The organism is Paenibacillus sp. SEL1 (assembly GCF_054602535.1).
This window is the reverse complement of sequence record NZ_CM137723.1, coordinates 5217316-5237090: the sequence shown is the minus strand read 5'-3', so window position 1 is coordinate 5237090 and position 19775 is coordinate 5217316. Positions and strand designations below refer to the sequence as shown.

Sequence of the window (19775 nt, the reverse complement as noted above, 5' to 3'; positions counted from 1 at the left end):
CCTCAGATCGTTTTAAATCGATTTTTGTTTTAAAAGATGCGTCTCCCCATATAAAAATAGAAGTGTCGAAAAGTCCTCTGGACTTTCTCGACACTCTGAGAAACCCCGTCTTTTGAGACGTGGGTTTCTTTTTCTTTACATCATAAGGCTCTGGTCTCTGGAGAAACAGGGGGGTTACCCCTGTTTCTCCAGGCGATCCAGGTGGATCGCCATCTTCTTCATGTTCTGCACGGCTGCCGTCATAAGGGCTTGTTCCCTGACGTTTGGTAGACCGCGCAAACGGCAATAGCGAAACCCATGGAGCTCTTTGGCATCCGCGAAGCTTCGCTCAATCGTCTCTTTTCGTTTGCGGTACAGCCGTTTCCCGGATGGGCTTAGCCGGTTGCTCCGTACCCACTCTTTGCTGTCTTCCCAGACATGCCGAGTCACCACTTTGCGGTGGTTTCGAGACTGGGTACACTGGTCTAGCAGTGGGCAATGCTGACACTGAGCTGGGTCAGAGGTATACTGCCGGTATCCCTTACGGTCCGTCGTTCGGTAGGGCAGTTCCTGTTGGGCTGGGCATCTATACACATTGCGTTTGGCATCGTATTCAAACTTCCATTTCGGAAACAGCCCTTGTCTGGGATGGAATCTTCGGTGAGCAATCACGGCAAAAATCTTTCGGTTTTGCAAACCTCGGCAAATCGGCGTCGTTAAATAACCTGAATCTAGCGCAACAGCTTCTACTTGAAAACCAAAGCGTTCTCTTTGTCGATCCAAACGGGACAAATAGGGGACAGAATCATGTACATTCCCTGGCGTCACATGCACATCCGTAATCAGATTGTACTTCATATCCACTGTGCGGTGGTCCAGATAGAAGAAGCCTTCAGGCTTGCCATCACGGATCATATAGCCGCTGTCCGGGTCGGTTTTGCTCACTTTAATTTCTTTTTCTTCGTTCACTTCCTCTCGGGATTTTAAGGCTTTTTTCCGTGGCTTTTCCGGTCCTCCTTCACCGCTTCGTTAAGCTCGTCCATATAGTCTTTGGTATTCTGCAACACTTGTTCTTTGGTGTACTGGTGCCTGTTAGCATTGGCTTTGACGTGTGTGGAATCGGTGACGAGAACACGCCCACCCACCATTCGGTGAGAGATCGCCTGCAGCACAATTTCATCGAAGATATCTTGAAAGATCGTGGTGTCTTTAAAGCGAGTGCGACGATTCCAGCTAATCGTCGTATGGTCTGGAACTTTATCCGTTAAGCCCAGCCCCAGGAACCAGCGATAAGCCAGGTTCGTCTGAATTTCACGCTCGAGTTGCCGTTCTGAGCGAATGCCATAGAAATAACCGAGAAAGATCATTTTAAACAACACGGTAGGATCAATGGCAGGACGCCCGTTGTCCGCACAATACAGCGGGCTTACCTTCTCATGAATAAAGGAGAAGTCTATATATGTATCCACTTTACGAAGCAGATGATCTTGCGGTACCAGTTCTTCCAGAGAAACCAATTCAAAAGATTGTTGTTTGTCTCGATGAGGTCGCAGCATATCAACACCGTCCGTTCTACAATAGTTACCTATATTATACAACATTAACGCGGTGTCGTCTTAAACAAAATGAACATAAAAAAAGCTGTCGAGACTTTCTCGACAGCCTGAAAGCCGCTGAAAGCGGCTTTATTTATATGTGACAGCTAAGTAGGATACACGGGTCTATTTGTCGTGAATGACTGCGGCAAGTTAAAAAGCTTTTGTAAATTATGATAGAAAATGATTGCTGGAAAATAAATACTGGATTAAATGAGTCTTTTCCCCTATAATTCGATCTGGAAAAAGGTACTATTGTCCGATGTTTTTTAAAATGGGAGGAAATTCTTTTGAAAAAAGAAATTAAAGGCTTTGTGTTGGGCCTTGCTTGTGCCACGCTCCTAACAGGAGGGGTTGCCTATGCAGCTTCTAATACGGTAAAGCTAGAGGTCAACTACGGTATTAAATTAATACAAAATGGCATCGACAAAACTCCTACGGGAAGTGCAAAACCCTTTATTGCAAATGGAAATACTTATGTTCCTCTGTCTGTTGTTAGTGATCTTGTAGGAGTTAAAACTACGTGGGATTCTAATAATAAAAGTGTGATAATAGGAGAAAAAAGCGAGGGTAAACCTTTAGGGACTCCTGATTCGATAGACTCTGATATTGATCCTTCTCTTAGTAGTAACAAAAGTATGGTGATAAACAGGGAATCGTATGGCTCTGTAGGGTTTAAAATAGATGGCAATTATTATTTTGGAAGTGAAACTATTAAGCTAAACTATGCATTAAACAATCGATATTCTGAATTAAAATTAGCTTTGGGTATAGATGATGAGAATCTAAGTAATTATCAATTTTTAAGGAATATTTCTTTTAAAAATGAAAATGGGGATGTCCTAAAACAGGTTTCATTGGGCGGAGGAAGTGTCCGAGAAAACATAACTGTTAATTTAACAGGGGTTCAAAAACTTGTTATTGAAATAAAAGGAAGAAGTTATGGCGCCGTAGATTTTATTAACCCTACTATTAAATAGCATGAACAGAATTTTAAGCCATCCAATGAAGGGTGGTTTTTTTGTTACTCCTGAGAAGTTCACCAAATAATTGGTGACAAACAAAAAGAGGGGGGGATGAAGCTAAGTTGGTTATCACGTTGAGTAATTTTTGATGGACTGCCAATTGTTTCGGTTATTTACGATGAATTGAGTCCTGCGGCTTACGCGGGGATTAAAATTGCGAAAAATGGCACAGAGGAAATTATTATTTAAGGAAACTTTATGATGATTGGATAGAAGTCCAGCAAGATACAAAGATTTTTATAGATCAAGTGCAGTCGATAATTTTACTAATGATATGTTTAGAGATACGGGTCACCAATAGGCGGCTTCTTTTGTATGTCAGGAAACTTTTCCTTAGCTTCAGATACATTATCAAAAGGGGGGGAATAATAAGATATGGGACGAAAGAGAGATCCGAAACGGGACGAAGCATTTGATTTATACAAAGCCAGTTCCGGCAACATACGTCTCACAGAAATAGCCTCTCAACTTAGTGTATCTGAAGGTACGGTAAGAGGATGGAAGGCTAAAGATAAGTGGGATAGTTTAATTGCTGGAGAAGTGAAGGATACGGAACGTTCTGATGAAAATGGAGCGCCTTATAATAAAGAAGCTCCAGATGAAGATGAAGACCCAACATCATATCCTGATGAGCTTTTTCTAAAAGCTGTCCAAATTGTAGCCGAGGCCAAACAAGCCTCGGTTTCTTTATTACAGAGAAGGATGAGGATAGGCTATAGCAGAGCAGCCAGACTGATTGATGAACTGGAGCGGCGCAGACTCATTGGTACATATAGAGATGATAAGCCAAGAGAGGTATATGCTACCCCGCTTACAGTTGACGCACTTGCTAAAGAGATAAAAGTTGCTCCAGAAATACGGAACGCTCCGAAAAAGGTATCGGAACGCTCCAGTAGTATGGAACGTTCCAAAAAAGTACAGAGCGCTCCAGCGACTGTTGAAGAACCTGAACCAGAAATTCCCGATGAGGACGGATTAACGCCTAAGCAAAGGATATTCACTTATGAATACCTTCGAGACTTCAATGCTACCAGGTCAGCGATTGCGGCGGGATACAGCAAGAAAACTGCCTATCAGATTGGGTTCGCTCTGTTGAAGAAAGTTGAAATTCAAAACATTATTCGACAGCACAAGGAATCTATGATTGATGAAGTAGGATTGAATGCTCAGCGCGTACTGATGGAGTACATGAAGATAGCTTTTGCAGACATTACAGATTACGTGGAATTTGGTCAAAGGGAAGAAGACGTTCTTGGATTAGAAGGAGAACCGGTCTTTGATGCGGAGACTGGAGAAACGAAGAAGTACAGATATAATTATGTCTCTTTTAAGAACAGTGATGAAATTGATGGAACTCTGGTTTCAGAAGTCAAGCAGGGTAAGGATGGAGTGAGTGTAAAGCTACACGACAAAACCAAGGCATTGGACGTGCTGACTAAATATATGGATTTGTTGCCAGATAAACATAAACGGATGATTGAAGACGAAAAACTTAAGATGCAGCGTGAGAAACTTGAACTTGAAAGAGCAAAGGTCACGGGTGAAGGCAATACAGAAGACGATCTAATTGATGATTGGGTAGAGGCGGTGGTAGGTGATGAAACAGAAGGACTCACCGGAGACGAAACGGAGGCTTCAAGCATTCAAGAAACGGATTCCTGAGTATCGCAAGAATCCCACATTGTTCTGCCAAGAGATGCTTAAGTTCTATCCTGATGATTGGCAGGCAAGCACTCTAATGGATTTAGCTAATAATCCGCGCGTTTCAGTACGTTCAGGTCAGGGCGTAGGGAAAACAGGATTAGAAGCGGCAACGGCTCTATGGTTCTTGTCGTGTTTCCCATATCCAAAGGTGATTTGTACAGCTCCTACAAGGCACAGTTGCATGACGTTTTATGGGCTGAGATTAATAAGTGGCAATCTAAAAGTCCGGTATTGAAACGGATTCTAAAATGGACAAAGACCAAAATCTACATGAAGAATTATGAGGAACGCTGGTTCGCTACAGCTCGTACAGCTACCAAGCCCGAAAATATGCAGGGCTTCCATGAAGACTATATGCTTTTCATTGTGGATGAAGCTTCAGGCGTTGCCGATCCAATTATGGAGGCCATTTTAGGTACATTGTCGGGTGAATTCAATAAAATATTGATGTGCGGCAACCCGACAAAAACGTCGGGTGTTTTTTATGATTCACACAATAAGGACAGGGCGGATTATAAAACACGCAAGGTATCCTGCTTGGACAGTCCAAGAACCAGCAAGGATAATATCGCCATGCTCAAGCGTAAATATGGTGAAGGTAGTGACGTATGGAGAGTCCGGGTTGAAGGTGAATTTCCCCGTGGAGAATCGGATACATTTATTTCTTTAGAAGTAGCTGAATTTGCAGCTAAAGAAGTAAAGGTGGAACCCACTGGAGACATGCTAACTATAGGTGTGGACGTTGCACGGTTTGGTGATGATGAGACCTCAATGTTTGCTGGTATAGGGCCAAGAGTTGTAGGGGAACACCATCATTTCAAGAAAGACACAATGGTTACTGCTGGCTGGGTAATCAGCCTGGCTAAAGAACTACATTTAGCTCATCAAGATTTGAACCGAATCAGAATAAGAGTAGATGATAGCGGTGTAGGTGGAGGAGTAACGGATCGACTAAATGAAATCGTAGCTGAAGAAGGGCTACCATATGAGATCATTCCAATTAACAATGGCTCTTCTTCTTTAGATGAGCACTATGGGAACCTGGTTACTGAAATGTGGGCATCCATAAAGGAACAATTAGAACAGAATATGAGCAATTTTATAAATGGAGATGTGAGCGTTCTGCAATTGCCTGATGATGATGTTCTTATAACCCAACTTACAGCACGTAAATGGAACACGACCAGTGAAGGAAAAATACTGCTTGAAAGTAAGAAAGATATGAAAAGGCGTGGGCTTAAGTCTCCAGACAGAGCTGACGCTTTTGTTTTGACATTCGGAGAATATTTAATGGAACCAGATACACATATTATGTTTCCTTCAATAGGTAGTGTGGCAGTAAAAAGATAATGTGGTAGAGCGGTTTTATAAGATAAAAGATAGCGGTTGCACAGGAGTATTCATATAGAGAGCATCAATCCACCAATACGATCAGCAAGCAGACGGAGGAAATCACCATATTCAATGAGGACAAGGAAGCAAAGTTTCAAGCAAAGGATGAGCTACTGGAACTGGTGATGAGTAAACTTTCCAGCATTCAACGTGAGGTTATCCAGCGGAGTTACCTGGACAATGAGGGAGAGTTTGACTATATCATTGCGGGGGAACTGCACATGAGTGATCGCAGGTTAAGAGAGATTAAACAGGCAGCACTGGACACACTTGCCGGAATGCTCCGCTTAACCGTCCTTGTTGAAAACTCAGTTCCAGCCAGCTCAGTCGTGTAAAAAGGGGTTCCGGTTTTTTGCCAGAATCTTGCCGTTTTGTTGCCGTTCGTTAGACTTTTTACGTGAATTATTTGTACTGTGGAAATCGGGCGAGAATGAAGCGCACGGCCGCAAAAGGCGGCACATGACCGGGCGTTCCTCTTTTGCCTTTTCTTTGTTTTCGTTGAATAGGAGATTAGCATCGTATAATATGTTAAGAATGAGTTAATAAAATTAATACGAAAGTTAGGTGCTCCTACGTGAAGAAGTTGTTATTTGTAACAGACCTTTACTATCCAGCTAAAGGTAGGAACTATTATGAAGAAGACCTCTACCTCACTTCCCAACTTAGAGAAGAGTTTGATTTGGTAATTTGCCATCCGGGGATATAGAGAGCTTCGAGGATGTTATCGATTTAATCGTCTTTCGAAATGCAGGCCCTGTTGCGAACTTTAAAGAAAAGTATGAAGCTTTTCGAAAAAGAATAGTGGGCAAGGGATTAAATACTTACAATTCATTTAATGGCAAGGCAGATATGAATGGAAAAGAGTATTTGCTTGAGTTAACAAACGCGAAATTCCCTGTCATACCTACAATAGATTCCATTGAAAATATTAAACATCTACCCAATGTTGAAGACTTTATTGTTAAACCAAAAGATGGTGCCGATTCCATTGGCATGAAGCGTATTTCTCAAGCGGAAGTAACTAATGAAATAGATAATGAGAACCATAGTATCCTGGTCCAGCCGTTTATTCCTTTTGAATACGAAGTATCATTTTACTTCATTGACAAGAACTTTCAATATGCAATGAATGCGCCTGATAAAGATAAACGCTGGGAATTGAAAGAATATGCACCAACTGAACAAGACTTGTCCTTTGCTCAAAAATTCATTGATTGGAATAACCTAGATTGTGGTATTCAACGTGTTGATGCATGTCGTACACCTTCGGGAGAACTATTATTAGTTGAATTGGAGGATTTAAATCCTTATCTTTCTCTTTTGGAGTTATCTCCTGAGACACGCGATAATTTTGTTAGTAACATGAAAGATTCATTAAGAAAAGCCTTAAAAGTTTAATGTTTTGATAAGGAGCCTGATAATGGGTTCCTTTTTTGTTGACTGCTATTTGATTGGAAATTGACCGTTTTATGAACTGCTACTGGACTTTTCATGTGGTAAATTTATAGCATGGAAAATCAAATAAGGAACACACCTTAGCTTTTGAGCCTCGGTGATCAGGTCGGCCAATGTACCGGCCTTTTTTGATTTCTCTATAAAACCATATTAGGAGGAAATGAATATGTCTACAGAAGCAAGCGCAGTAAGAAACGGTGGGTACGCATATTTGGATCGGTTTAGAATCTTGCACATTGAAAGTACACAGGAAGCAGCAGAGTCTAAGAGCGAGTACAGTACCGCCATTAAATTTGAAGGCCAACACGCATACGGTCATCCAGTTATCCCAGCAAGTGGCGACGAGTACGAGCAGCTCGCAGTAACCGTGCATGCTGATGGCAGCCTGACGGAAAAGGACGGATACACCATTCCAGCTCACGTTAAGGCAGCAGCTCTGGCGCTCAAGTAATTAAGCATGACCCCACATTGTTCCCCGGATCATTCCGGGGCTTTACGGCACGCGCAGGCGGCAAGGAACCAGTTAACCAGCGGAAACATGAAACAGCCTGGTCAGAACCCTTGCGCGGTTCAATTCCGCAGCGTGCTTTCCTTCTACCTATTAATTCCAATCACTTTATTGACGATATATACAGAATAAGGGGGAATTATTAATGGCTAGAAGACGGAGAAGAAAGCAGAAAAATTCTATTGAAGAGGCTATTGCAGGGATTGCGCTAATAGCCCCGTTTTTCTTTATCTACTCAGTTACGGGTTCAATCGGTGCCTCTGTTTTTGCATCTTTTGTAGCAGTAGCAATGGTCATAGCATTTATCTTTTATCGTCAAATGGCTGCTGCAACAAGGCTACGTAATTCTGGAATTGCTGAAATTGATAAAATGGATGGTCATCAATTCGAAAAATATTTAGGACATCTGTTCATAGCTCAAGGATACAAAGCTGAGGTTACACAAGCTTCTGGAGATTACGGTGCCGATCTGGTTCTTACAAAAAACGGTCAGCGTATCGTAGTTCAGGCGAAACGGTACAGTAAAAATGTTGGGCTTAAAGCGGTTCAGGAGGTTTACGGTGCGGTAGCACATTACCGTGCATCTTCAGCATGGGTCGTGACAAATAGCGATTACACTGAGCAAGCATACAGACTAGCAAGATCCAATAACGTTCGCTTGATTAACCGAGAGCAGCTTATTGAAATGATTATGCAGGTTAAACAAAAGAATTCTGTAACCAGGAAAGCAGGATAAAAAGCGAGAAAGGGAGTGGATATATAATTTTGGAATTAGACAAAAACTAGGGAGGAATCTTTTTGAATGTTTTTGAAGGTGCAAATGTAGATATGTGGGGTGCTGTAGGAGGAAACAAGCTATTAATATTTATTTTAGCCTCAGTCTTTTGGTGTGTAGTATGCATTCCCATTAAAAAAATACTTGGAAAAAGATTAACTGGAATCCTAGCAAGTGTAGGTGTTCTAGTTATTTTATATTATTGGGCTAAGCTGTTTCTCAATTAGGAGCAACCTTCGGGGGCTCTTTTTTTGATTTTGTAGGATTGAATGTATGTCTTAAGCTTTACTTCTGTTTATGAACGAAATGTGTAAGGAGTTCAGGGAAGGCATGTACGCGTTTCGTGATCATGTTGACTGGTATACGAATATACGTCTTCCTTTTGATATTTATTCAAGAAAAATCCTCTTATGAATTAAAAAGTAGTGACATCATCGATTAATCTTGTAATAATAGGTAAGTGATTCTATATACCTAAAATATTAGGTACATAGTCTTGGTTTAACACTACATAAATGAGAGGACAAAAAAGATGAAGAAGTGGGTTAATGTTTTCACGGCTGGAATTTTAGCGACCTCTGTATGGGCTAGCCCCATATTCGCAGCCGATAGTTCACACCAAGTAACAAAGGAAGAAAGTTCTACTGTATCTCAACCTTATGGGGATATGGTGAACCATTGGGCAACGGATAACGTTACAAAATGGAGCCACCGAGGTGTGGTTTCGGGTGTAGAAAACGCTCGTTTTGAACCGAATCGTCCGATTACGAGAAGTGAATGGGCTGCTTTACTAAATCGTGCATTTCAAATTCAGCCAGGACAAGCAGCATCTTTTACCGATGTGAATAAAGATGATTGGTTTGCTTCAACCGTTACTGATGCAGTTTATGCTGGATATATGAAAGGATTTGAAGATGGTAGCTTTCGTCCTACGCAAGTATTGAGTAGAGAAGAAGCGGCTGTTACTGTAAACCAATTACTTCAGATCTCTTCTTCTGATACCAATAAAACCTTTAAAGATAGCACATCACTGCACAATTGGTCCCAAAAGGCCGTTAATGCTGTAGTTGCAGCCGGTATTATTGAGGGTTACCAGAATGGTACATTTCAGCCACAAAAATCGTTGACTCGTGCTGAGGCGGTTACGATTCTTGATCGTGCTGTTAATCATTTTGGTGCTTGGTATGGAGAATCAGGAACATATGGGCCTTCGACTGGACTCGACAAGCAGGCAGGCAATGTTATCATCAACACAACGGGTGTAACGCTTCAAAATACGGAAATCGCGGGTGATTTAATTATCGGGAAAGCCGTCGGGAACGGCGACGTATTCTTGAAAAATGTTAAAATTCACGGTCAAACCTACGTTTACGGCGGTGGAGAGCATAGCGTTCATCTGAACAATTCTATGCTGGTTAGCATCATTGTAAACAAAGTGGATGGAACTGTTCGTTTGGTGGCAGAAGGAGCAACGTCCATTAGCGAAGTAAAAATCAAGACGGGCGTAGCCCTCGATGTCTCACAAGGAGCAAGTGTTGATCGAGTTACTCTAACAAATGAGCTCCCCGCAAAATCTAATGTGAGCCTTACAGGTTATTTTCACACTGTGAATGTAGAAGCATTCGCTATTAATGTAAATATCCCAAATGGACAGATTGATGCATTAAACGTAGCTGATAACGCTACGGGTACAACCATAGATACAGCAAAAGAGTCTTCTATTCTCTCGTTAGTTCTTAATGCTGCTGCCAAAGTAATAGGATTAGGTTCTGTTGATAAAGCCGTAGTTAATGCTGAAAATGTTTCTTTTCAAACAAAACCTAAATCTCTGACAAATGGCGACAAGGTAAGTAGTGATGTTAAAGTCACAATAGGCGATTCGTCAAAAACTTTGGGATTACAGGGGCCAACAACATCAGGTGGCGGTGGGGGTTCTTCTAGTAACTCTAATGAATTCGATAATTCCAAAAAAGATGATCATAAAAAAAGTGACGACAAGAAAGATGATACACCTCAAGCACCGGAGCATAATGGGGGCGCTAACATTTCTGTTCCTAAAAAAATAGTAACAGTCGGAGAGTCCGTTTATTTTACTAGCTCTTATGATGGCACTGCTTACTTTTCAAGTGAATTCATAGATTACCGTAATCTCCAATCCCTTGAGTTGGGTGTCGAAAGCGGCGAGGTTTTGAAAATGGAGGTTCCGGCTAATAAAACCGTCAGTTTCGCGACATATGATATTAATCATTGGAATTATCCCAAAAACTATGAGTTTGATCTGACGGTTTATGACAAAAATAGTAACTTTCATAGCAAGGAAATAACGGTTTTGGATGAGAACGAGCCTCTGGATCAGTCACCGATATTTGTACAATATCCTGAAAGAAAGGATAGACTTGATCAATTCTCTTTTGATTATAATCGCTTATTACATCTTGCAGATGGGAAGACAACGGAAGATATAGTTCAGTGGTCTGTTGGTGATGGTTCTTTTAAGCCCTTTACAAAGGAAGATGGGGCCGTAAGGGTTGAGGACAATAAAGTCTTTATATTGCCTAGACATTTGGAGGATCGGTTGGTTTATAATTTCCGTTTAGTCACAGACGCTGTGGTTACATCCAATGGTGAATTCAATAAAGAATTTCAGACCTGGGGAAATAGAAGAACGGTCAGAATTACAATGATTCAACCTATCGGGGATATATTAAAGGTTAAAAAAGGAGGCGATATTACATTCTCTCTTTCAGATGTTTCAGAAGTGTATCTGCTAAATACATTTGTTTGGGGAGGCCAAGGTAACTACGACGATTTGGTCGCAGAAAACTGGGGTAAAAAGATAATTGTTACGGATGATGAAGTAAATAAACCAGTTATTATTTCTACAGGCGAGTTGCCGCCCGGGAAGTATAAACTTGATGTTTGGGATGGACAATACTTGGATCTGGAAATTGTAGAGTAAAACGTAATGCCGTAGGTACGTGGACTAAGCATTACGATATTATTAGTGGTCAGGAAACTTTTCCTGACCACTTTTTTGTTCCAATATTCCGCCTTAAAAGAAGATATATGTAAGCATAATGCCTATCCTCTCGAAAATCAGTAGTAAATCCGAATAAAACGGATGTTATCCTTTATTCATAGAAGTTTGCAATGAAAGGCGGTGAAATCTTGAAATGGTATCATAGAGCTGTATATTCATTTGCTAATGCTGTTCTTCCAACAGCGGTAAAGCGTCAGATGATGGGTGTGGGCAGAGCAACAGTACCCAATAACGCTAACCCGTGGGGTATATTTAACTGGCTGCCTAAAAAACATCAGCACGCTCATAATATTGACTTTACTAAGTTGCAGAGCTACACGGCAGAGGAGTTACTTGAGCTTCTGATATCTGTTCATCCAGACGTATCCTATGCTCTATACACATACTTACGTATGGGGGATACCGAATTAGCATTTACAGCTAAGAAACAAAATGGGAATGCAGATAAGAGCGGACAACGGGTACTGGATGAACTCAAAGCTATGCTTAATACACCGCTGCCTTCGCCGGGATACCAGCATGGAAGGTCATTAGGTAAACTAGACACGATCCAGCGGATGATGATTATGGTTCGTGGGGCTTGTGCCGGGGAAATCGTCCTGAATGAGCAGTGTAATGATATCATTGATATTGTTCCAGTTGATCCGGCTTTAATTTGGTTCCGTAGGGAGCCGGATACGAATCGGCTTACACCGTGGCAATACGTGAAGAACCCGAGAAGGAACGCGAACGAAGAGTGGTTCGGTAATTATAAGAAGATCGATACGCCAACCTTCATATATGAAGAGTTTGACCCTATGGTTGATGATCCTTACGGACGAACGCCCATGCTTCCAGTTCTACAAGTAGTGTTCTTTCATCTTCAAGTGTTAGCGGATCTGAAAGCAGTAGTGCATAACCAAGGGTATCCAAGGCTTGATATCTCTATGCTGGAAGAAATCATGTTGAAGAACATGCCGAACAACTTGAAGAACAATCCCGATGGTCAACAAAAATGGCTCAAAGAGCGAATGGATGAGATGCTAAACCATTTCAACTCACTTAATCCAGACGATGCCCTTGTCCATTGGGATAGTGTAAAAGTCGAATATCTCAAAGGCGGTAATTCAGGGCCGATGATTGATATTAAAAAGCTCATCGACATTATTGATACCCAAATGGCTACTTCACTCAAGACACTGCTTACTATCCTTTCACGGCACCAGGGGTCAACTGAAACATACAGTTCGATTGACACTCAAATATATATCAAAAATGTAGAGTCCGCGCGGAGCGTAACCAAACGTTTCTGGCAACGGGCTTTTTTGTTGTCCACAAGAGTAAAGGGGATTCAAACAAAAGTTGAAGCTGACTATCTCCCCATTGATCTACGTTCTGAAAATGAGATGAACGTGACCGTCGTTCAAAGATCGACAACTACATCACAGCGGAGAAGAATTTCTACATCACACCGTTGGAAGCTGCTGAAGAAATACGTTGGACACTTGGTATTAATTCCAAAATTCCAGCCGAATTGCTCCCCTTGCTTCTGAAAAAGCTAGAATTTGATTCAAATGAAGAACAGACTCCACCAGAAGGAGGTGAATAAAACATTATGGCAAAACCTACACCGGAACAACTGGCAAATCGGAAGCATCTATGGTGACGACCTGTACAGTGTTTGGGTTTGCTTCGGAGACGCTTACAGAGTAAAGGGCGTAAGCAACAAGCGAATCGAAATTGCCTCTAACAATGGAAAAAGAAATAACGGAGTCAAATGGTGGAGGGGTAGGAAATGCAAGCTCAGCTATCCCGGATAATTGTACACGCATGTTTTCCCCTGCGCCCGTTACATCTAAGCCAAGCTCAGCAATGGCAACGGGTGTATTGGCTGGCAAGGGAATAGAGATTGTATTACCGTAACTTGCGTTTTGTGATGTTCGAGCATCTAACAATCTAGTCATTATCTCATCTCCCTTTTTGGGTAAAGGATTTGCAAGCTGGAAATATAAAAATACAGACAGTGTAGGATTTGGACCGGTTGACTGAACTGGATATTAAGCTTCAGAAGGATGAGCTGTAATAATGCTAACACGATAGGGTCAGACCTATGCCTATTTTCCCGAGATGAAGTCAACAGCCCAATCTTTTTGGTTAATTGCACAATATGCTACTTTGACTAGACTTTGGAGGTGACCATTAATTATGTTTCGACATTATTGTTGGCAGAAGAATATGCATCGGAGAAAATTTAGAAGATGTGTAGTTAAAAAAGTCAAAGTGTTACCGAAAGTTATTGTTAAAGGGATTCGAGGACCTCAAGGACCTCAAGGACCTCAAGGACCTCAGGGACCGCAGGGACTGCCGGGTCCACAGGGAGTTCCAGGCGCTCAAGGCCAGCAAGGGCTACAAGGTTTTCAAGGAATTGTCGGACCAACAGGACCAACAGGACCAGCAGGAGCAGTAGGACCAGCAGGACCAGTGGGACCGGCAGGAGCGGTAGGTCCAGCAGGTCCAGCGGGGGCGGTAGGACCAGCAGGAGCAACGGGGGCAGCAGGGCCTGCAGGCGCCGGGATAACAGACTTCTTAAGTGTTTTCCGAGCAGATCCTGGTACGGGAACTGACACAGTTCCGGGTAACTCACCAATTACCTTTACAGGAGTTTTAGCTAATGTTGGTGGTGCATTTACTTTCACTCCTCCATCTACAACGATAACAATCAATGAAACGGGGAGCTATCTAATAGATTTTACAATTCATAACCAAGGTGATGCTAACTTTAACCTTACCGTAAATGGAATCCCTGTTACCCCTGTTCCCTTCACGGGTAACGGTGGCGGACCAATTTCGGCAGAAGTCATTATTACTGTAGGGGTCGTTCCTACAACTATTCAATTGGTAAATGCAAATGCAACCCCAGCCCAACTTCATAACTTTACCAATACCACTCTTACTATATTAAAGTTGACTGTTTAAGCCATTCTTAATGATATATAGAACATTATATGTAGCCGCCTTAGAAAAGACTGTACGATTTCCATCGTCAGTTTGTCTAATTACACTCATAGTAAGCAGACGCATTTATGAGGGGATTGTGTAGCATGGCAAGAGAACGTAAAAAAGATGATATTATTCAGACATAGAAATATGAATGCTAAGAAGGTCGGGAAACTTCTCCCACCTTCTTTTTTGTTGTGACAAATCGGAACTATTGCTTTGATCCGTCAGGTACGACAAACTCATGTGCGGCAATCAATATAAATTTTCTTTTTTGATTAGTCGCGAAAAATGGGAAGCTACAGAAGAACGGGCCGAGGTCGATTGGCCTAAAGTTGAGCATTGCATAAGGAAGCCTTTAACCTTGTGTTGGTAGAAGGACTGACGGAGGAAGAATACAAGAATGTAGACGAAGAGGGCATTAAGGAGTTGGATGGCCTCTTAGAACGATTTCTATAAGGAGTTGTTTCCACCTGATGAAGATTATGAGCCTACGACGAAGAAGACCAAGAGGTTCCTGAGGATGATCGGAAAATAAACTGGATAGAACTTTGGGCTCTATGCGTGAGTAATGGTATTTCTGATTCAGAATTCGTAAAGTAAATTAAGAAGCATCCGCAAACATGAAGTGACCCCTGCAAAGTAAACAGCTATCAAAAAGCAATAATTAAGCAGCCTGAGAAGGAGTCAGGTTGTTTAGTTTCTCTTGAAAGCGTTCATGGTTGTAGAAATGGAGATACTTTTGAACGGCATGCTCCACCTGTTGAGCTATGGAAGGAGTGGAGATAGAAACACTCGGTTTTAAAATGACTGAAGAAGTTCTCTATACATGCCTTGTCCCTGCAGTTTCTTTTTCGGGACATGTCGGCCTGTATTCCGTCTCGCTTGAGCAGGTTGGTATATTGGCGAGAGGTATATTGAAATTCTTGGTCGCTATACAGTAGAACACCTCGAGCATCCTGTCGCTTCCTTGCCTTTTTCACCGTATCTAACACCAGGCTCAAATCGTTTCTGCGGCTGATCTGTTAGGCAACAATTACGTTGTTAAAAAGATCCTGAATCGCGGAAGGGTAGAGTCTCTGTCCATTGAACATGAGGTAAATGATGTCTATTACCCACTTCTTATTCGGCAGGTCAGCCTTAAACTCCCAGTTCAGATGATTGCCAGAAATGACCTAGGGTTCTTTCTTGGCATAGTAGGGTCTTTTCCTACGAATGATCGCCTTGGTCCCCAGTTCACCCATACGTCTCCGTACGCACTTATGATTCATATGTATGCTGTAGATTTGATTCAATTAAACCTTTATCCTGCGGTAACCGTGTATTCCCTTCAGTTCCTCGTCACATGCCATGATTTTTAGCTTCATAGCTTCATCTTCCCGCTGTTTGGGTGAAACAACATCTTCCATGTTATCCACTTATAAAAACCACTTTTGGACACTCGGTCCAGTTTACATAGTAGTACGAAGCTATGTCCCTTACTAAGCAATTCTTGGATCACCGCAAACTTTTTACTCTTGGGTACAGCCTCCATTCCTCCTTTGACATCTGCAAGAGCCTTTTTAGCATTTCATTTTCTGCTTCGAGGCGTTTCAGCTTGACCTCCGGATCTTCGGGGCGTGTTCGAGGTCTGCCGATGCCTGGCCCTTTTGCTATGTCTCGTTTTCCTCTAGATCTTTCATTCCCTCGGCTTTGAAGTGTCTCGCCCATCGGCGAACCAGCGAAGCGTCAATCTCCATTTCTCGTGCCACGTTTTTATATCCGATTCCCTTTTTGAGGTACAGATCCACTGTCTTTATCTTGAAGCTCACATCGTAAGTTTTTCTTATTTCTCCCATAGAAAAATCCCCTCCATAATAGACAGATTAGATGGCTTGCTCTTTTCTGTCTACTATGAGAGGAACATATCACACTTGGAGAGGTTTTTACTTTTGTACGAATGAAAGGAGCCAATTGGGGGCCAGTGCAAGCCTAATATATGTATATCTCAGATTGCGAAAATGACATGAGAAAAGGAAATAATATGATGAAGCGAATCGGAGTTTTTTTATTGATATCACTGCTGCCAGCACTCGCTATTTTATCCGTATGTGGTTTCCATATAAGCGGATTGATTTTACTTTTTTCATTGATCTTACTGGCATACATGTTGTGCTTATAAATGAACAGATTCATTTTGCTCAATACGCAAAGTCCTCTATGGAAAGATTTAATCGTGACGTAGAATAATTTTCTTCTTGTAACTATAATAAGTGGTTTCAACAATGTTCCTAACTACCTCGGCTTGTTTAGAAATTACAATTTTCTCCGGGTATATACCTCCACCAGGGCCTAATAGTTTTGTCTGGCAGTTGAGATCATTTTACAGGTAAGACAGGTCGAAGAATTAAGGTTGATTCATTCGGACTTGTGGCTTATGCCTTGCCTTAACAGGACAAGAGACCATTTCTTTAGGTCGAAGAGGTTCGGGTGGTAGCTTAATGCTCTTGGGTCGTAGAAGTCCTGTAGGTGGGGGTAGCAGTTCATGTTCAACATAATTGTTTACGACAATATCTTCCAATGGTAATATGAGAACGAATAAACCGTTAGCGGAGGCATTTAGATGAATAAAAAGATGTATATGTTTATAGGTGCTTTACTTGGAGTACTGCTAGTTACTTCTGGTGGAGCTGCGGCAGATCAAGTAAAATCACTAGTTGGGAAGACTGTTGCAGGGGAATACAATGTGAGAGTAAATGGAACAACATTGTCTGAAAACGCTATTGCCGTCGATGGTACAGCGTATGTACCTTTGCACTCGATCTCAGAATCTTTGGGGGCGAACTTAGCGGTGAAGGGGAGAACTATTGAAATTGCAACAGGAACTCCTTCTTCTAATGTGGTTGTTAAAGAGCAGTCACAAGCAATAGCTTTGAAAGATAACCCATATACCAATTGGTCCAAGGAACTAATTGTAAAGCACATTGGAACTGTGGAAGAATTGATCGAAATACTTAATAATAATATTAAAAAATATGAAAAGTCATTGACTGACATCGATAGAAAAATAGGTGCGGCAGGCGACGATCAAAGACTTATTGAGCGCATTGAAAAAAGCGCCACTAAGACAAAAAAGGAATTACAAGAATCCAAAGACAGTTTATTAGAGCATAAAAAAGAGCTAGAACAACTTAAAGCAGCATTAGCTACTAAATAAGTAGTAATCTAGTAGCAAACAAAAATTATATACTGTATACACAAAAGCCCTCTTAAACAGAGGGCTTTTACTTTTATAAAAGAGGATAGTATTAGACTGCTTTCAATAATAGAAACAACCTATATCTTAATACGTCTATTGAATCGGAACGCAAATTTCGCAATAATGATTATTATTAATAAGTTCAACTGTATATCGCTCCAAGATAGGTCTGGTTTCATCTAAGCTGAACCTTTGACTTTCCAACTCCAGGAATATTTCAGTCCAAGCCTTTTGAACAGCTTCTGCTGTATGATTTATTTTAAAAACAGCGTATCTTCCCCCACTAATGTTGCTTAGACTTACTTCATCAGTATTAACACAGTAATCATCAGAAAGAACCAAACATGCATCGTAGCGACAATTTTCTGGCTTCACAAATGCAGGATTATCTTGGGCAATACCAAGGATAATAGACGTATTATTAAATAAATTATTCGATTTAACCCAACCTTTAAATTTCTCCATTAGTTGTGAATTTGTAATCCCATAAGGACCAATCTGTCTCATGTATGCAATTCTACAAGACGGTATTTTTTCAATTTCAGCCTTCATATTTTCTTCTCTTTCTTTTAAAGTACATCGATGTCTGAAACCATCTTATAATGCTTTAAAATGATAAACAACTCAATTTTAAAAATAGTCAAATTAGCGCTAATACCCAAAGAGCAGACTTATGTGTCTGCTCAACAATGGGCGATATTAAACTGCCGTGTCCCGATAGCTTAAACAAGTCTTACTTAGAGAGACTCGATTCCCCATTTTTTATATAAGTCGTTAAGCTCATGCGATGTCTTTGTAACAAACCCCTTAACCACATCTTCTTTTAAATAAATTGGGGTTATCTGGGGTTCATTGTCCTTATTACGTAGCCATTGTAGTTTTATATCTCGGTACTGACTTACTTCAATTTGTGTTAACAATGGTTCAATACTATAGGCATTTCCTACATAGAGCTTGTTGAGAACATCTTCTGCCCATTCTTCTCTTTTGATTAAATTAAATTCTACCTGGTTTGCCTCCATATTATAGATTTTTCTTATTTCATCTTTTTCTCCTTGGTACTCACGTTCAAAATTCGAATAGACTGTTTCCGTCCATCTTATGTCCGCATAGATATGAGCAAAATACCCTAGTATGTAATCTGTCCAGTTAGTCTCAACATTAAGATTTAAATAATACTGGCATCTTTCCTTAAGCACCTCACTACTAGGGAATCTATCTTCACAAACAAAATGTGTAATACCCTTTTCGCTTCTTGTCACATCTCCCCTTACATGGACAGCATCTGGAGCAATACTCCCAATTAAGAAATTAGAAGATGGAGTACGTGAGCAAAGTTCTAAAGCTATAGCAAAATGGACCATTGGATAAGGCATTCTTTAGAACCTCCTAAGCTAAGAAAGTCGAATAGTTATAATGTAGCTATACACCAATATATTACAACATATTGAGTCTAACCTATCTGTGAATAACCTTCACCATTGATGCCTGATTAAGTAATGTATGGAAAGTGATCACGCGTAAAATGATTCAACGCATCCTTGATTTTTCTATACTGTCTCATATATTGGAATAAGATATCCAAGGTGAGCACGGTTATAGAGTTCTCAATACTAATAGTCCAGGTTCGTGTTCCTCAGGATTATAACTAAATTCCCTAATGATACCGCATGCTATACCTAGATCCCCTAGCCCGTTAATTATCTCGTGTAGAATCTGATCAATTTCGCCTGTTAGTTGGTCAATATGAATCTCACTCTGTTCCCAAGTATTTTTATCATTCCAGTTATCCATTGCCTAATTAACCTCCATATGTCGTTGATTAAGCCAACACGTATGTAACAATCATCTCTATGTTGGTTTAACTATGTCACCCAACACTTTGGCACACCCAAAATAGCTATTCATTTTCTTTACGCTTATATTCTATAATTCGCTGAAGAGAAATATGAATTGCCCTGAGATAACTTACTATGATTATAAAACCGATCACTAAAATAATTATGAGTAGATCCATGGGTAACTCGCTCCTAACTCAAATAAAAGATTATCCCCCATATTACCATAATTGGAACTGTACTGCCTGTT

19 protein-coding genes and 1 pseudogene are annotated in these 19775 nt (G+C 41.0%); 12 read left to right on the top strand and 8 right to left on the bottom strand.

Annotation, left to right across the window (positions count from 1 at the left end):
• Nucleotides 1-174: 174 nt before the first annotated feature.
• Nucleotides 175-1535 (bottom strand): IS1182 family transposase gene (locus tag ACYCSE_RS23960; RefSeq protein WP_459700293.1). Its coding sequence is split into 2 segments (ribosomal slippage): nt 175-968 and nt 968-1535, totalling 1362 coding nucleotides; the frame shifts between segments, so codons are not numbered across the junction.
• Between the two features lie 329 nt (nt 1536-1864).
• On the opposite strand from ACYCSE_RS23960, the gene ACYCSE_RS23955 reads away from it, so the two are divergent.
• From ACYCSE_RS23955 to ACYCSE_RS23910, 10 genes and pseudogenes are all read left to right on the top strand, one after another.
• A complete protein-coding gene (locus tag ACYCSE_RS23955; RefSeq protein WP_459700292.1) occupies nt 1865-2554 on the top strand; it encodes a stalk domain-containing protein in 690 nt (229 codons plus the stop codon).
• A gap of 420 nt (nt 2555-2974) precedes the next feature.
• Nucleotides 2975-4261: a terminase small subunit gene (locus ACYCSE_RS23950; RefSeq protein ID WP_459700290.1), complete on the top strand. Its 1287-nt coding sequence runs from the start codon at nt 2975-2977 to the stop codon at nt 4259-4261.
• Nucleotides 4197-5653 (top strand): annotated as a pseudogene (locus ACYCSE_RS23945) (DEAD/DEAH box helicase family protein). The gene ACYCSE_RS23950 and the pseudogene ACYCSE_RS23945 overlap by 65 nt, the downstream one beginning before the upstream one ends.
• A 29-nt stretch (nt 5654-5682) precedes the next feature.
• Nucleotides 5683-6030, top strand: coding sequence for an ArpU family phage packaging/lysis transcriptional regulator (locus ACYCSE_RS23940; protein WP_459702568.1), 348 nt, complete (start codon nt 5683-5685; stop codon nt 6028-6030).
• A gap of 352 nt (nt 6031-6382) precedes the next feature.
• The gene (locus ACYCSE_RS23935) at nt 6383-7093 is read left to right on the top strand and encodes an ATP-grasp domain-containing protein (RefSeq protein WP_459700288.1); all 711 of its coding nucleotides are present in this window, start codon (nt 6383-6385) and stop codon (nt 7091-7093) included.
• A 223-nt stretch (nt 7094-7316) separates the two neighbouring features.
• A complete protein-coding gene (locus ACYCSE_RS23930) occupies nt 7317-7601 on the top strand; it encodes a hypothetical protein (protein WP_459700286.1) in 285 nt (94 codons plus the stop codon).
• Nucleotides 7602-7803: 202 nt separating this feature from the next.
• Nucleotides 7804-8394 carry a restriction endonuclease gene (locus tag ACYCSE_RS23925; RefSeq protein ID WP_459700284.1) on the top strand — a complete coding sequence of 197 codons (591 nt, stop codon included), beginning with the start codon at nt 7804-7806 and terminating at the stop codon, nt 8392-8394.
• Between the two features lie 62 nt (nt 8395-8456).
• On the top strand, nt 8457-8660 hold the full coding sequence (locus tag ACYCSE_RS23920; RefSeq protein WP_025724053.1) for a hypothetical protein: 204 nt from the start codon (nt 8457-8459) through the stop codon (nt 8658-8660).
• Between the two features lie 305 nt (nt 8661-8965).
• Nucleotides 8966-11392, top strand: a complete 2427-nt coding sequence (locus tag ACYCSE_RS23915) for an S-layer homology domain-containing protein (RefSeq protein WP_459700282.1) — start codon at nt 8966-8968, stop codon at nt 11390-11392.
• Between the two features lie 209 nt (nt 11393-11601).
• Nucleotides 11602-13005, top strand: a complete 1404-nt coding sequence (locus ACYCSE_RS23910; RefSeq protein WP_459700280.1) for a hypothetical protein — start codon at nt 11602-11604, stop codon at nt 13003-13005.
• A gap of 72 nt (nt 13006-13077) precedes the next feature.
• Here the strand turns inward: ACYCSE_RS23910 and ACYCSE_RS23905 are convergent, their stop codons facing one another.
• The gene (locus tag ACYCSE_RS23905) at nt 13078-13416 is read right to left on the bottom strand and encodes a hypothetical protein (protein WP_459700278.1); all 339 of its coding nucleotides are present in this window, start codon (nt 13414-13416) and stop codon (nt 13078-13080) included.
• 241 nt (nt 13417-13657) lie between these two features.
• On the opposite strand from ACYCSE_RS23905, the gene ACYCSE_RS23900 reads away from it, so the two are divergent.
• A complete protein-coding gene (locus ACYCSE_RS23900) occupies nt 13658-14428 on the top strand; it encodes a BclA C-terminal domain-containing protein (RefSeq protein ID WP_459700276.1) in 771 nt (256 codons plus the stop codon).
• Nucleotides 14429-15116: 688 nt separating this feature from the next.
• Here the strand turns inward: ACYCSE_RS23900 and ACYCSE_RS23895 are convergent.
• From ACYCSE_RS23895 to ACYCSE_RS23880, 4 genes are all read right to left on the bottom strand, one after another.
• Entirely contained in the window at nt 15117-15209 is a 93-nt protein-coding gene (locus ACYCSE_RS23895) for an IS3 family transposase (protein WP_459700274.1), read from the bottom strand.
• Nucleotides 15166-15432 (bottom strand): hypothetical protein, encoded by a 267-nt coding sequence (locus ACYCSE_RS23890; RefSeq protein WP_459700272.1) that lies wholly within the window; start codon nt 15430-15432, stop codon nt 15166-15168. Before ACYCSE_RS23890 ends, ACYCSE_RS23895 begins: the two co-directional genes overlap by 44 nt.
• Before the next feature lie 312 nt (nt 15433-15744).
• Nucleotides 15745-15867 (bottom strand): hypothetical protein, encoded by a 123-nt coding sequence (locus ACYCSE_RS23885; RefSeq protein ID WP_302055263.1) that lies wholly within the window; start codon nt 15865-15867, stop codon nt 15745-15747.
• 234 nt (nt 15868-16101) lie between these two features.
• Nucleotides 16102-16287: a transposase gene (locus tag ACYCSE_RS23880; RefSeq protein ID WP_238807837.1), complete on the bottom strand. Its 186-nt coding sequence runs from the start codon at nt 16285-16287 to the stop codon at nt 16102-16104.
• Between the two features lie 764 nt (nt 16288-17051).
• Here ACYCSE_RS23880 and ACYCSE_RS23875 point away from each other — a divergent pair.
• The gene (locus ACYCSE_RS23875; protein WP_459700269.1) at nt 17052-17645 is read left to right on the top strand and encodes a hypothetical protein; all 594 of its coding nucleotides are present in this window, start codon (nt 17052-17054) and stop codon (nt 17643-17645) included.
• 135 nt (nt 17646-17780) lie between these two features.
• On the opposite strand, the gene ACYCSE_RS23870 is transcribed toward ACYCSE_RS23875, so the two are convergent.
• Complete coding sequence (locus tag ACYCSE_RS23870) at nt 17781-18239, bottom strand: AraC family transcriptional regulator (RefSeq protein WP_459700267.1); 459 nt, start codon at nt 18237-18239, stop codon at nt 17781-17783.
• A gap of 185 nt (nt 18240-18424) precedes the next feature.
• Nucleotides 18425-19063, bottom strand: a complete 639-nt coding sequence (locus ACYCSE_RS23865) for a zinc dependent phospholipase C family protein (protein WP_254349726.1) — start codon at nt 19061-19063, stop codon at nt 18425-18427.
• Nucleotides 19064-19775 lie beyond the last annotated feature (712 nt).